The organism is Achromobacter xylosoxidans A8 (assembly GCF_000165835.1).
GTDB classification, from domain to species: domain Bacteria; phylum Pseudomonadota; class Gammaproteobacteria; order Burkholderiales; family Burkholderiaceae_B; genus Achromobacter; species Achromobacter xylosoxidans_B.
In genome coordinates this window covers 651,925-666,085 of sequence record NC_014640.1, presented here as the reverse complement: position 1 = coordinate 666,085, position 14,161 = coordinate 651,925, and the positions used below count along the sequence as shown (strand labels likewise).

Here is a 14,161-nt window from a genome sequence, read left to right as displayed (position 1 = left end):
CCGGTGCCTCTCTATATATACAATGCAGGACAGGAGAGTTTTCAATGCACCTGCATATTCTTGGCATCTGCGGTACGTTCATGGGCGGCTTGGCGCTGATCGCGCGCGCCGCCGGCCACAAGGTCACCGGTTGCGACGCGGGCGTGTACCCGCCCATGAGCACGCAACTGTCCGAGCAAGGAATCGAGCTGATCGAAGGTTTCGGCGCCGAACAACTGGCGCTCAAGCCCGATCTGTACGTGATCGGCAACGTGGTCAGCCGCGGCAATCCGCTGATGGAGGCCATCCTGGAATCCGGCGCGCGCTACGTGTCCGGCCCGCAATGGCTGGGCGACAACATCCTGCCCGGCCAGCACGTGCTGGCGGTGGCCGGTACCCACGGCAAGACCACCACCAGCTCGATGCTGGCCTGGGTACTGGAAGCCGCGGGCATGGCGCCCAACTTTTTGATCGGCGGCGTGGCGCAGGACCTGCATGTGTCGGCGCGCTTCGACCCGTCGCGCCGTCCCTTCGTGATCGAGGCGGACGAATATGACACGGCTTTCTTCGACAAGCGTTCTAAGTTCGTCCATTACCGCCCGCGCACGGCCATCCTGAATAATCTTGAATACGATCACGCCGACATCTTCCCCGATCTGGCCGCGATCGAAACCCAGTTCCACCACCTGGTCCGCACCATACCCGGCTCGGGCCGCATCGTGCGCCCGGCGCACTGCGCCGCGCTGGACCGCGTGATTGCGCGCGGATGCTGGTCCGAAACCGTCACGTTCGGCGCCGATGGCGCCTGGCAGGCGACGGCGCCGGACGCCGAGGGCGCGTTCAGCGTGCTGCGCGGCGGCGTGACCGCTGGCACCGTGCGCTGGAACCTGAGCGGCGAGCACAACCGCATGAACGCGCTGGCGGCGCTGGCCGCCGCCGAACATGTGGGCGTGCCGGCGGCGCAAGGCATCGATGCCCTGACCCGCTTTGCGGGCGTGAAACGCCGCATGGAATTGCGCGGCACGGTCGACGGCATCAAGGTCTACGACGACTTCGCGCACCACCCCACGGCCATCGCCACCACCCTGGAAGGCCTGCGCCGCCAGGTCGGCGCGGCCCGCATCCTGGCGGTGCTGGAGCCGCGCTCCAACACCATGAAGCTGGGCACCATGGCTGCCCGCCTGCCCGAGGCCCTGGCCGACGCCGACCTGGTGTTCTGCTTCGGCGCCCATGCCGGCAAGCACGCCCTGGGCTGGAATCCGGCCGAAGTGCTGGCGCCCCTGGGCGACCGCGCTTCCAGCTACGATGACATCGGCGCGCTGGTTGCCGCCGTCGCGGGCGCCGCCCGGCCGGGCGACCAGGTTCTGGTCATGAGCAACGGCGGTTTCGGCGGCGTGCACGGCAAGCTGCTGGACGCGCTGCAGGCGCGCGCCTGATTCCGGCAACGACACCGCAAAGGCGAGCCATGATTCTCTATCTGCACGGTTTCCGTTCCTCGCCGACCTCACTCAAGGCCCGGATGATGGCCGACGCCATGGCCGAGCGCGGCCTGTCGGCGGCCTGGGCCTGCCCGCAACTGCCCGCCAGCCCGCGCGAAGCCATCGCTCTGGCCATGGGCATCGCCCGGCGCCAGTTGGAAGGGGCGGACTCGCCCCGGGTGCTGACCGTGATCGGCTCTTCGCTGGGCGGCTTCTATGCCACCTGGCTGGCCGAACAGCTGGGCTGCAAGGCGGTGTTGCTGAATCCGGCGGTCGAGGCCGCCCGCGACCTCGCCACCCAGATCGGCGAGCACCGCATGTATCATTCCGACGCGCCGTTCGTCTTCCTGCCCGAGTACGTGGACGAACTGGCCGCCATCCACGCCCCACGCGTCACCCAGCCCGACCGCTACTTCCTATTGGCAGCCACCGGCGACGAGGTGCTGGATTGGCGCGAAATGCGTGACCGCTACGCGGGCTGCCGCCAGCGCATCGTGCAAGGCAGCGACCACGGCCTGTCCGATTTTGTGGAATGGATGCCCGAAGTGCTTGAATTCGCCCTTGGCGACAAGCAGGTTCGCCCCCAATAATCAGTATCAAACATCAACACTCTATAAAGCTGCGCAAGGCGGCGCGTGCGCGCCGCCCAGGACGATCCCCACCATGTATGTGTTTTACGAAGACGACGGCAGCTTCAAGGCCGGCAATATCCTGTCCGAGACCGATGCCAGCCTGCAGGTGGAATCGGAATCCGGCAAGCGCAGCAAGATCAAGCGCGCCAATACCTTGTTCACCTTCGCGGCGCCCGAACCGGCCGCGCTGATGAGCCAGGCGGCCGCGACCGCCGAAACGCTGGACCTGCAATTCCTGTGGGAATGCGCGCCGCAGGAAGAATTCGACTCTCCCGCCCTGGCCGCCGACTACTTCGGCCACGCCCCCACGCCCGTGGAACAGGCCGCCCTCTTGATGCGCCTGCACGGCGCGCCGGCCTATTTCCACCGCCGCGGCAAGGGGAGCTACCGCCCCGCGCCACCCGACATTCTGGCCGCCGCCCTGGCCGCGCTGGAAAAGAAACAGCGCCAGGCCGAGCAGCAGCAGGAATGGGTGGATGAAATGGCCGCGGGGCGCCTGCCCGAGCCCATCGCCCAGGCCGCGGAATCGCTCCTGATCCGCCCCGACAAGAATTCGCAGCAATGGAAGGCGCTGGACGCCGCCTGCGCCAAGCTGGGCAAGAGCCCCGACCGCCTGCTGCTGGAACTGGGCGCCTGGCCACACGCGCTGGCGCTGCACAAGCGCCGTTTCCTGGCGGTGAATTTCCCGCGCGGATTGGCGTTCCCGGACCTGGAACTGCCGCCCATCGACCGCGAGCTGCCGCTGTCCGACGCCGAAATCTATTCGGTGGACGACGTCACCACCACCGAAATCGACGACGCCCTGTCCGTCTCCACCTTGCCCGACGGCCGTCTGCGCGTCGGCGTGCACGTGGCGGCGCCGGGCATCACCGTGACCCGCGACAGCGATTTCGACAAGCTGGCGCGCGCCCGCCTGTCCACCGTCTACATGCCGGGCGACAAGATCCCGATGCAGCCGGACAGCATCATCCAGGCGTTCTCGCTGGACGCCGGCCGCGAAGTGCCGGCGCTGTCCCTGTACGTCGTGGCCGATCCGGAAACCGGCGAAATCATCGAATCGGAAACCCGCCTGGAACGTATCGTGGTGCGCGAGAACCTGCGCCACAACATGCTGGACGCTCAGGTCACGGAAGCCAGCCTGTCCGATCCGTCGGCCGACCTGCCCTATGGCCATTGGCTGCGCCCGCTGTGGAAGCTGGCGCAGGCCCTGTCGGCGCAACGCGAAAACGTGCGCGGCAAGCCGGAGAACAATTCCCGGGTGGAGTACAGCTTCTACCTGGATGGCAACCCCGACGATCCCGACACGCCGGTGCGCCTGGTGCCGCGCCAGCGCAACGCGCCGTTGGACCGCATGGTGGCGGAATACATGATCCTGGCGAACAACCTCTGGGGCGGCCTGCTGCACCAGCATGGCGTGCCGGGCATCTACCGCTCGCAACAGGCGGGCCGCGTGCGCATGAGCACCCAGGCCTTGCCGCACGAGGCCATCGGGGTGCCGCAATACGCCTGGAGCACCTCGCCGCTGCGCCGCTACGTGGACCTGGTCAACCAGTGGCAACTGATCGCAGCAGTCGAGCACGGCGTGTCCGCCCGCCTGGTCGCCCCGTTCAAGCCGCGCGACGCGGACCTGTTCGCCATCATCGGCGCCTTCGACGCGCAATACGCGGCCTGGGCGGAGTTCCAGAGCGCGATGGAGCGCTACTGGTGCCTGCGCTGGCTGAAGCAGCACAACGTGACGCGTACCGTGGCGCACGTGCTGCGCGATGACCTGGTGCGGTTCGCGAATGCGCCGCTGGTGACTCGGGTTGGGGGGATGCCGGAGCTGGAGCGCGGGACTGCAGTGGAGATCGATATTCTGGGGATGGATGAGTTGTCTCTGGAGCTGGATTGCCGGTATATCGGGGAGATTAGTCCTGCTGTGGGTGGGCAGGAGTAGGTTTCTTCTGCTCGGCGTCTTGGGGCTGTGCGTTGCGAGTTCTTCGTAGGCCGCCCATCGGCGCGGGCGCCTGAGGGGTGGGCGCCCACGATTGCGGTCCGGAGCGTTCGCTCCGGACTGCCCCTTCGTCATCTTCGTCCAGGCCTTCGGCCTTCCCTTCAGATTCCCTCGGGCGCATCGAGGTTGCCCGCCCCTCAGGCGCCCGCGCCGACGGGCTGCTTGAATCTTGGACTGATGCGCTGCTGGAGCCGTGGTCAGGGACGACTCTTGCATTGCCCGTCATTCTCGGCCGCGCGGGCGGCCGAGAATGACATACGTGATTTCTTGAATTTCTATTGTGTTCGCTTGCGCGAATGCGACGAATAGTTTGCTATTGGTCCCCAGCTCTGGGGTGATGGGCGGTGATGGGTGGCGCGCGACGGGCAGCCGCTTACGCATGCAGACCCGGACGCGCGCCACCCATCCGGCATCCGCGTTGAGTGACGATTACTGGCCGACCCGCGCACTTGGCCATCACCCCAAAAAAGCGCCCTACCAAACTCAGTCCCGATTCTCGATTGCCATAAGCATCACCACGAGAACGCCCGCCACCAGCGCGCAGCGCCATCACGCGACGCAAGACACCGCGTAAGCCCCAAAAGGCCGCCCGCGCGGCCGGCCTGGGGCGGGCCCCGCAAGACACGCCAACACCCACTATCCGTGGCAAGAACGCCAAGCACACCACCCGCCCCAGCGCCCGTAAAGATTCAACCAGCCTAGCCTGTCGCGTCGGCGCCCGCATCAAGACCCACAGAACCCTCACACCCCTTTACACTCCCCCGAAAGCCACAAAAGACACGGAGACAACACATGCGCATTTTGCTGGTCGAGGACAATCTCGATCTCGGCGATGCCGTGGAAAGCAAGCTGCGTTTCGCCGGCCACAGCGTGCAATGGGTGCGCGACGGCGTGGCGGCGTTGCGTTGGGGGTTGGACGAAACCTGGGACGCGCTCGTCCTGGACATCAACCTGCCCGGCAAGGACGGATTTACCGTCATCCGCGAACTGCGCGCCGCGGGGCTGGAGGCGCCCGTGCTGGTCATGACCGCGCGCTCTGAAATCGAAGACAAGATCGACATGCTCGACCTGGGCGCCGACGACTATCTGGTCAAGCCCTTCGATCTGCGGGAACTCGAAGCCCGGCTGCGCGCACTGATGCGCCGCCCCGCCGGCCAGACCAGCAGCCTCACCGTCTATGGCAACCTCAGCCTGGACCTCGCCAACCGCAACGTCAGCGTGGCCGGCGCGCCGCTGGAGTTGGGACGGCGTGAATTCCGCCTGCTGGAGATCCTGCTCGGCAAGCTGGGCCAGACCGTCGCCAAGGAGCGGTTGATGAACCAGCTGTTCGACCTGGACGACGGCACGCTCAATGCGCTGGAGCTGCTGATATCGCGGCTGCGCAAGAAGCTGGCGGGCGCCTCGATCGATATCGTCACTGTGCGCGGCGTCGGCTATCAGGCCCGCAGCCATGAACAACCCTGAAAATTTCTCCATCCGCCGCCGCGTCTTCGCGCTGGGCGTGCTGCTGCTGGCCTGCGCGCTGATCGGGCTGGTGTTCTTCCTGCGCGGCTACGCGCAGCGCGCGGCGGAACAGGCTTTCGACCGCCTGCTGGCGGCCTCGGCGCTGACCATTGCCGGTTCCGTGCAGATCGAGGACAACAACGTCACCGTCGAACCGCCGGTGTCCTCGCTGGCCATGCTGTCCGGCGGCGAACGCGTGTTCTACGAGGCCCGCACTTCCAACGGCCGCCTCATCACCGGCTACGACGACCTGGCGCCCGGCCTGCCGCTGGCGCAGTCGGCCACGCCGGTATTCGCCTACCTGCGCTATCACGACGAATCCGTACGCGTTGCCACGGTGGGCCGGCTGGTGTCGGCCAGCCAGCATGCGGGCTGGGTCACGGTGCGGGTGGCCGAGACGCTGGGATCGCGCGAGGCGCTGGCCGACGAGATCCTGGGACGCACCGCGCTGCCGCTGGTGGTGGTGTCGCTGGTGGCGCTGGGTCTGCTGTGGTTCGGCGTGCAGCGCGCCTTCGCGCCGCTGGGCGTGGTGGAACGGGAATTGCGCAGCCGCGCGCCGGACGATCTGGCGCCGCTGGTGACGCCCGTGCCGCGCGAGGTGCGGCGGCTGGTCGAGGCCTTGAACGCCTTCATGCAGCGCCTGTCCGGCGTCATGGGCACGCTCAACACACTGGTGGCGGATGCCGCGCACCAGGTGCGCACGCCGCTGGCCTCGCTGCGCGCGCAGGCGGAAGTGGCGCTGGACGAAACCGATCCGCAGCGGCTGCATGCGCGCCTCGAACGCATCCACCTGAACGCCACGCATGCCAGCCAGTTGATCAACCAGTTGCTGATGGACGCCACCATCACGCATCGCCTGGGCAAGGGCTCGCGCACCCTGGTGGGCGTGGCCGAGACCGTCAACGAAACGCGGCGCCGCATCGGCCCGCTGGAGGCACAGCGCCTGCGCATCGAGATCGCGCCCGAGGTCCGCCGCGCCCGCATCGCCGGCGACCGGGTCGCCTTGCGCGAGATGCTGCGCAACCTGGTGGACAACGCCCTGCGCTATGCACCCGACGGCCCCGTGGACATCCAGGCCACGCCCGTGGCGGGCTTCCGCGTGGCGCTGACCGTGTCCGACCGCGGCCCGGGCGTGGCCGACGACGAGAAAGAAGCCGTGCAGCAGCGCTTCACCCGCGGCCGGGCCGGCGAAACGCTGCCCGGATCCGGGCTGGGGCTGTCCATCGTGCGCTCGGTCGCCGTCGCCCACGGCGGCTCGCTGTGGCTGCAGGACCGCCCGGGCGGCGGCCTGACGGCACGCGTGATCCTGCCGCTGGCGCGCTCCGCGCCGGGGCGCGCGGCCGCCGCCTGCCTGGGCGCGCTGTGCCTGGCGGGCCTGCTGCTGGCCTCATCCTCCAACGACGCGCGCGCCGCCGACATCCCGCAAATCGTCACCCGCTATCCCGCGCCGCAACCCACGTCCCGCGTCCTGACCATCGCCGGCCCGACGGATACGCCGGTGGTTGCACCGCTGATCCAGGGCTTCCAGTCGCAACGGCCGGACGTGACCGTGGTGTACCGCGAGATGGGCAGCCGCGAACTCTACGAGGCCGCCATCGCCGGGCAGTTGAAGGACGTGGACGTGCTGATGAGCTCGGCCTCGGACCTGCAGATCCGGCTGGCTAACGACGGCTATGCGCTGAGCTACTCGTCGCCCTATGCCGCCAAGCTGCCGTCCTGGGCCATCTGGCGCCACGAGGTATATGGCTTCACCTTCGAGCCGGCCGTCATCGTCTACAACCCCAAGCGCTATACCGAAGCCACCGTGCCGCGTTCGCGCCAGGATCTGCTGCGCCTGCTGGAACGCGACTCCGCCAAGCTGCGCGGCCGCATCGGCACCTATGACATCGCGGCCAGCAGCGTGGGCTATCTGCTGGCCGAACAGGACGAGCTGGTGTCGTCGAACTTCTGGGGACTGGCCAATGCCATGGGCCAGGCCGGCGTGCGCCTGTCGGCCACCAGCGCCGAGATCCTGGACGCGATCGAGCACGATCAGATCGACATCGGCTACAACATCCTCGGCTCCTACGCGCTGTCGCGGCAGGCGGCGGGCGCAGCCATCGGCGTGGTCTTTCCGCAGGACTACGTGCTGGTGCTGGCGCGTTCGGTGCTGATCGCGCGCAAGGCGCCCAGCCCGGAACTGGGCCGCGCACTGGTGGACTGGCTGCTTTCGCCGGCCGGCCAGCAGGTGGCGTCCAGCCATGCGGCGCTGGGCTCCATCATGGAGGACACGCCTGGCCGCTGGACCTCCGAAGCGGTGCTGGCGCGTTCGCAAGGCATCGTGCAGCCGGTGGTGCTGAGCCCCGCCCTGCTGGTCGGACTGGACCAGCGCCGCCATTCGCGCTTCGTGCAGAACTGGATCCGGTTGGTGACGGATACGCCGGCGCGGCCGTGACGGTCGCGGACGCGCGGCGTCCTTGCCAGCAAGGGATTTCCCCTAGGCGCGACCTGTCGCCATGACAGGACGGCGACAGACGCCGGCTCCTAAGATGCCCGCAAGCTGGACACGGATCCCGCTCGTACCAATAACTCATCGGAGACACACCCATGCTTGCCAAGTCCCAACTGGCGGCCGCCTGCGCCGCTGCATTCGCCCTCGCCGCCGGCAGCGCCTTTGCACAGCAAGTGCCGGCCGGCTATCCGGCCGACTACCAGAAGATCCTGGACGGCGCCAAGAAGGAAGGCAAGGTCGTCATCTATTCGACCACCGACACCAAGGCTGCCGGCCCCGTCATCAAGGGCTTCGAAGCGCTGTATCCGGGCATCAAGGTCGAATACAACGACATGAACAGCACCGAGCTCTACAACCGCTACATCAGCGAGCAGGCCGCGGGCGGCACCAGCGGCGACATCGTCTGGAGCTCGTCGATGGACTCGGCGCTGAAGCTGGCCAGCGACTACGCCCTGCAGTACAAGTCGCCGGAAGTCGGCAAGCTGCCGGCCTGGGCAGTGTGGAAGGATTCGGCCTACGGCACCACCTACGAGCCGGCCGTGTTCATCTACAACAAGCGCCTGATCCCCGCCGCCGAAGTGCCGACCACGCACGGCGCGCTGGCCAAGCTGATCGCGAGCCAGCCGGACAAGTTCAAGAACAAGGTCACCACCTACGACATCGAGAAGTCGGCCGTGGGCTTCATGCTGGCGGTGCAGGACAAGGTCAACGATCCCAAGTACTTCGAGACGCTCAAGGGCATCGCCGCAGGCGGCCTGATCGTGCAATCGTCCACCGGCACCATGATGGAGCGCGTGTCGTCCGGCGAAAACCTGATCGGCTACAACATTCTGGGCTCGTACGCCGAAACCCGCGCCAAGAACGACCCGTCGCTGGGCGTGGCCTATCCCACCGATTACGCGCTGGTCCTGTCGCGCGTCGCGTTCATCAGCAAGAAGGCCAAGAACCGCAACGCCGCCAAGCTGTGGATGGACTACCTGCTGTCGCAGAAGGGCCAGACGATCCTGGCGAACCAGGCCGATCTGGCCTCGGTGCGCGACGACATCGAAGGCGACAACGACGTGGACGGCATGACCAAGAAGCTGGGCGCCTCGCTCAAGCCGATTCCGGTCAACGAAACCCTGCTGGACTACCTGGAGCAGAACAAGCGCCTGCAGTTCATCAAGGATTGGCGCGCCGCGGCAGGCAAGTAATGCCGCGCGGCCCGGAACGATGCAACGGTTCCGGATCGCCTTGCGCGTAGGGGACGGCGGCGCGCCGCCGTCCGCCTGACCGCCGCCGGGGCGGTCGCCTCCGACCCGGCCGCGCGACCTTCGCGCCATTCAAGAACACAGGATTCCCCATGCAGTCATTGCGCTCGAAATGGCAGTCCCTGCCCCGCGGCGTGGTGGTGCTGATCACGGCTTTGGCGATTTATGTGCCGCTGTCGTTCATCATCATCCAGAGCTTTCTGTCCGCGCCCTTCTTTGCCCCGTCCAAGACCTTCAGCCTGGACGCGTTCCGCTTCATCTTCGCGGACCCCGATTTCTACAAGGCCCTGAAAAGCGGCTTCATCCTGGCCTTCGGCCTGGCCGTCATCGCCATCCCGTTGGGCGGCATGCTGGCCTTCCTGATGATACGCACGGATCTCCCCGGCCGGCGCTGGATCGAGCCGCTGATCCTGGTGCCGGTTTTCGTGTCGCCCATGGTGCTGGGCTTCGGCTATGTGGTGGCCGCGGGCCCCGTGGGCTTTTTCTCGATCTGGGCGCAGAACCTGCTGGGCTTCGTGCCCTGGAACGTCTATTCGCTGACCAGCATCGTCGTCATCGCCGGCCTGACCCACGTACCGCACGCCTACCTGTACATCTCGTCGGCGCTGCGCAGCATGGGCTCCGATGTTGAAGAAGCCGCCCGCGTGGCCGGCGCCTCGCCGCTGCGCGTGATGGTGTCGGTCAGCCTGCCCATGGTGCGTCCGGCCATGCTCTACGCGACCGTGCTGCTGTTCTTCCTGGGCCTGGAAGTGTTCGGCCTGGTGCTGGTGCTGGGCGACCCCGAAGGCAACCTGGTGCTGGCCACCTACCTGTACAAGCTCACCAACAAGCTGGGCATCCCGTCCTATCACCTGATGGCCGCCGTGGCCGTGGTGCTGATCTGCATGACGATCCCGCTGGTGATGCTGCAGCGCCGCCTGATGCGCACCGCCAACCGCTTCGTCACCGTCAAGGGCAAGGCCTCGCGGGCCCGCGCCCTGCCGCTGGGCAAGTGGCGCTGGGTGGCTGGCGCGGTGGTGGCGTTCTGGCTGCTGGTGACCATCGTGGTGCCGCTGCTGGGCGTGCTGCTGCGCGCCTTCGTGTCCAACTGGGGCATGGGCGTGTCGCTGTTCGACGTGCTGTCGCTGGACGCGTTCCGCACCGTGTTCGCGCAGCCCAACCTGATGCGCGCCATCGTCAACTCGGTGGCCATCGGCGTGTTCGGCGGCGCGCTGGCCGTGATGTGCTACATGTTCGTGGGGCTGGCCATGCACCGCAAGCCCGACAACATCACGCGCTTCATGGACTACAGCGTGCTGGTGCCGCGCGCCGTGCCTGGCCTCTTGGCCGGCCTGGCGTTCCTGTGGGTATTCCTGTTCGTGCCGATGTGGCTGGACAATGCCCTGGACGAAGGCGGCTGGCTGTCGGCCCTGCCCTTCGCGGAATGGCTGCGCGAGAACTTCATCGAATGGCTGCGCGCCATGCGCAGCACCATCTTCAGCGTGTGGCTGGCCTACACGGTGGTATGGATGGCGTATGGCCTGCGGCTGATCTCCTCGACCCTGCTGCAGGTAGGCCCCGAACTGGAAGAGGCCGCCCGCAGCGCCGGCGCGCGCCGCGGCCAGGTCACCCGCCACGTCACGGTGCCGCTGGCCAAGTACGGCCTGATCGGTTCCTGGCTGCTGATGTTCCTGATCTTCGAGCGCGAGTACTCCACCGGCGTCTACCTACTGTCGCCCGGCACCGAGACCATCGGCTCCATGCTGGTGTCGCTGTGGGCCTCGGGCGCCATCGACATCGTGGCCGCGCTTTCCTTCATCAATATCGTTCTGGTCGTGATCGGCCTGGGCATCGCCCTGCGATTCGGAGTCAAACTTCATGATTGAGCTTTCTGTAGAAGACCTGCACCTGGATTACGGCGACAACCCGGTGCTCAAGGGCGTGTCGATGCAGCTACGCCAGGGCGAAGTGGTGTCGCTGCTGGGCCCCTCGGGCAGCGGCAAGACCACCCTGCTGCGCGCCGTGGCCGGCCTGGAAGGCCCCAAGCGCGGCCGCATCACCATCGGCGACCGCGTCGTGTACGACGGCGCGGCGAAGAAGGAGATTCCCGCCGAGGAGCGCAACCTGGGCCTGGTGTTCCAGTCCTATGCGCTGTGGCCGCACAAGACCGTGTTCGAGAACGTGGCTTACCCGCTGAAGCTGCGCAAAGTGCCCGGCGCCGAGGTGCGCGAACGGGTGCAGGCGGTGCTGGACCAACTGGGCCTGGGCAAGCTGGGCCAGCGCCATCCGCACGCCCTGTCCGGCGGCCAGCAGCAGCGCGTGGCCATCGGCCGGGCGCTGGTGTACAGCCCGCCCGTGATCCTGCTGGATGAGCCGCTGTCCAACCTGGACGCCAAGCTGCGCGAAGAGGCCCGCGCCTTCCTGCGCGAGCTGATCATCCGCCTGGGCCTGTCGGCGCTGATGGTGACGCATGACCAGAGCGAAGCCATGGCGATTTCGGACCGCATCCTGCTGTTGAACAACGGCAAGATCGAACAGCAGGGCACGCCGCAAGAGATGTACGGGTCCCCCTCCACGCTGTTCACCGCTGAATTCATGGGCAGCAACAATCGTCTGGACGGCAAGGTGACCGAAGTGCGCGACGGCCAGGCCCGCATCGAGGGCCGCGGCTTCTCTGTGTGGGGCAAGGCCAGCCCGGGCCTGGCCCAGGGCCAGGACGCCACCGCCGTCATCCGGGTGGAGCAGGTGCGCCTGGCGGACGACCCTGACGGCAACCACCTGGACATGCCGCTGCTGACCAGCATGTATCTGGGCGACCGCTGGGAGTACCTGTTCCGTACTCCCGACGCCGACCCAGCCCACACCCTGGCCCTGCGCGCCTATGGCCCCGAAGGTCGCGAACCCGGCCCCTGCCGGCTGGCCCTGCCCGCCAGCAAGGTCTGGGTCTTTCCCCGCAGCGCCGCCTGAGGAGCCGCCTGGCGCCCACCCCGGGCGGTTACAAGCCCGGGGCCCAGGGCTACCGCGCACGCGGCGTAGGCTGTCAGTGTGAACCGCCCCTGACGCCCGACGGACCTGGACTCGCTCTACAATGCGCTGGTGCAACGCCTCGCTGATTCCCCTTCCCCGCTGAGCCGTTACCTGCGGTGGCTGGGCGCACCCGCCCAGCATTACCTGCGCATCGGCATCGCAATATCGCTGTTGGTGCACGCCGGCGCCCTGGCGTGGCGCTTTGGCGCGCCCGCGCTCTCGCGCCCGCCGGTCACCAGCCTGGAAGTCGTGCTGCTCAATGCCCGCAGCGAGACGCCCCCGGACACTCCGCGCGCGCAGGCCCAGAACCAGATGAGCGGCGGCGGCAACGCCGAGCGCGGCATGTCCACTACCCCGCTGCCACGCACGGGCGAATCGGCCGAGACCATCGTGCTTGAAGCCATGCGCCGCCGCCAGGTGCAGCTGGAAGCCGAACAGACCCGCCTGATGACCCAGCTGCGCGCCGCTGACAAAGCCGGCGCCGAGCGCCAGGCCGTCAACCCCTGGCCCGACGGCGCCGACCTGGGCCGCGACGCCGAGGACCAGGCCAGCCTCATCCAGAGCGCCCAGGTGGCCGCGCTGGCGGCGCGGGTCCAGCAGTACAGCGCCGAACCGCGCAAGCAATTCGTGGCCCCCTCCGCCGAGGCCTCGCGCTATGCCGCCTACCTGGACGCCTGGCGCACCCGCATCGAGGCGGTCGGCACCCAGCACTACCCGGACGAGGCGCGCGGCCGCATCTATGGCTCGCTGCGCATCACGGTGTCCGTCCGCGCCGACGGCAGCATCGCCGATGTCGAGATCGACCAACCCTCGCCGCACGCCGTCCTGAATCAGGCGGCCCGCCGCATCGTCCAGCTGGCCGCGCCCTTCCCCCCGTTCCCGCCCGATATCGCGCGCGACACGGACGTGCTGGTCATCACCCGCACCTGGCATTTCGTCAACGACACCCTGGAAACCCAAGCCCCATGACCGAGGCGCCCCCTCTTGCCCGATACGCCGTCATCGGCAACCCCATCGCGCACAGCCGCTCGCCTCAGATCCACGCCATGTTTGCCGAACAGACCGGCAAGCCGCTGCGCTATGACCGCCTGCTGGCGCCGGTGGACGGCTTTGCCGATGCGGTCGCCGCCTTCGTGGCCGAGGGCGGGCTGGGCCTGAATGTGACGGTGCCCTTCAAGCTGGACGCCTACGCCCTGGCCGCCGGCCGCCTGTCCAGCCGCGCCCGCCTGGCCGGCGCGGTCAACACCCTGTCCTGGCGCGACGGCGCCTGGCACGGCTGCAATACCGATGGCGTGGGCCTGGTGTCCGACCTGCTACGCCTGGGCGTGCGCCTCACGGGAGCATCCGTGCTGCTGGTCGGCGCCGGCGGCGCGGCCCGAGGCGTACTGCAGCCCCTGGCCGAGGCCGGCTGCGGCCGCATCCACATCGTCAACCGCACCGCCTCCAAGGCGGAAGAACTGGCCGCCTCCTGGCGCGACAGCGGCGTGTCGCCGCAGACGGCGGTCACGGGCGGCAGCCTGGCGGACGCCGCCCAGGCCGGCGGCTGGAACCTGGTCATCAACGCCACCGCCAGCGGCCTGCAGAACGCCGCCCCCGACCTGCCCCCCGGCCTCTACGCGGCCGGCGCAGCCGCCTACGACATGATGTACGGCGCCCGGCCCACCGCCTTCATGAAGCAGGCCGAAGCCGACGGCGCCGCCCTGACGGCCGATGGCCTCGGCATGCTGGTAGGCCAGGCAGCCGAAAGCTTCTACATCTGGCATGGCGTGCGTCCCGACCCCGCCCCGGTGCTGGTCGCGCTGCGCGAGGCGCTCCAGGCCGGGCAATAA

The 14,161-nt window shown here is 68.0% G+C and carries 10 protein-coding genes; all 10 read left to right on the top strand.

Annotation, left to right across the window (positions count from 1 at the left end; all coding sequences use genetic code 11):
- The first annotated feature begins 44 nt into the window (after window positions 1–44).
- The 10 genes from mpl (at window position 45) to aroE (ending at window position 14,161) form a co-directional block, all read left to right on the top strand.
- The gene (gene mpl, locus AXYL_RS03095) at window positions 45–1,415 is read left to right on the top strand and encodes a UDP-N-acetylmuramate:L-alanyl-gamma-D-glutamyl-meso-diaminopimelate ligase (RefSeq protein WP_013391374.1); all 1,371 of its coding nucleotides are present in this window, start codon (window positions 45–47) and stop codon (window positions 1,413–1,415) included.
- A gap of 29 nt (window positions 1,416–1,444) precedes the next feature.
- Window positions 1,445–2,047 (top strand): YqiA/YcfP family alpha/beta fold hydrolase, encoded by a 603-nt coding sequence (locus AXYL_RS03090; protein WP_013391373.1) that lies wholly within the window; start codon window positions 1,445–1,447, stop codon window positions 2,045–2,047.
- A 73-nt stretch (window positions 2,048–2,120) separates the two neighbouring features.
- Window positions 2,121–4,025, top strand: coding sequence for a ribonuclease catalytic domain-containing protein (locus AXYL_RS03085; RefSeq protein ID WP_013391372.1), 1,905 nt, complete (start codon window positions 2,121–2,123; stop codon window positions 4,023–4,025).
- A gap of 849 nt (window positions 4,026–4,874) precedes the next feature.
- Window positions 4,875–5,546: a response regulator transcription factor gene (locus AXYL_RS03080; protein WP_013391371.1), complete on the top strand. Its 672-nt coding sequence runs from the start codon at window positions 4,875–4,877 to the stop codon at window positions 5,544–5,546.
- Window positions 5,533–8,019 carry an extracellular solute-binding protein gene (locus tag AXYL_RS03075; protein WP_013391370.1) on the top strand — a complete coding sequence of 829 codons (2,487 nt, stop codon included), beginning with the start codon at window positions 5,533–5,535 and terminating at the stop codon, window positions 8,017–8,019. Before AXYL_RS03080 ends, AXYL_RS03075 begins: the two co-directional genes overlap by 14 nt.
- 152 nt (window positions 8,020–8,171) lie before the next feature.
- Complete coding sequence (locus AXYL_RS03070) at window positions 8,172–9,269, top strand: ABC transporter substrate-binding protein (RefSeq protein ID WP_013391369.1); 1,098 nt, start codon at window positions 8,172–8,174, stop codon at window positions 9,267–9,269.
- A 149-nt stretch (window positions 9,270–9,418) separates the two neighbouring features.
- Window positions 9,419–11,191, top strand: coding sequence for an ABC transporter permease (locus AXYL_RS03065; RefSeq protein ID WP_013391368.1), 1,773 nt, complete (start codon window positions 9,419–9,421; stop codon window positions 11,189–11,191).
- Window positions 11,184–12,272 carry an ABC transporter ATP-binding protein gene (locus AXYL_RS03060; protein WP_013391367.1) on the top strand — a complete coding sequence of 363 codons (1,089 nt, stop codon included), beginning with the start codon at window positions 11,184–11,186 and terminating at the stop codon, window positions 12,270–12,272. Before AXYL_RS03065 ends, AXYL_RS03060 begins: the two co-directional genes overlap by 8 nt.
- A 129-nt stretch (window positions 12,273–12,401) precedes the next feature.
- The gene (locus tag AXYL_RS03055; RefSeq protein WP_013391366.1) at window positions 12,402–13,301 is read left to right on the top strand and encodes a TonB family protein; all 900 of its coding nucleotides are present in this window, start codon (window positions 12,402–12,404) and stop codon (window positions 13,299–13,301) included.
- Entirely contained in the window at window positions 13,298–14,161 is an 864-nt protein-coding gene (aroE, locus tag AXYL_RS03050; protein ID WP_013391365.1) for a shikimate dehydrogenase, read from the top strand. The genes AXYL_RS03055 and aroE overlap by 4 nt, the downstream gene beginning before the upstream one ends.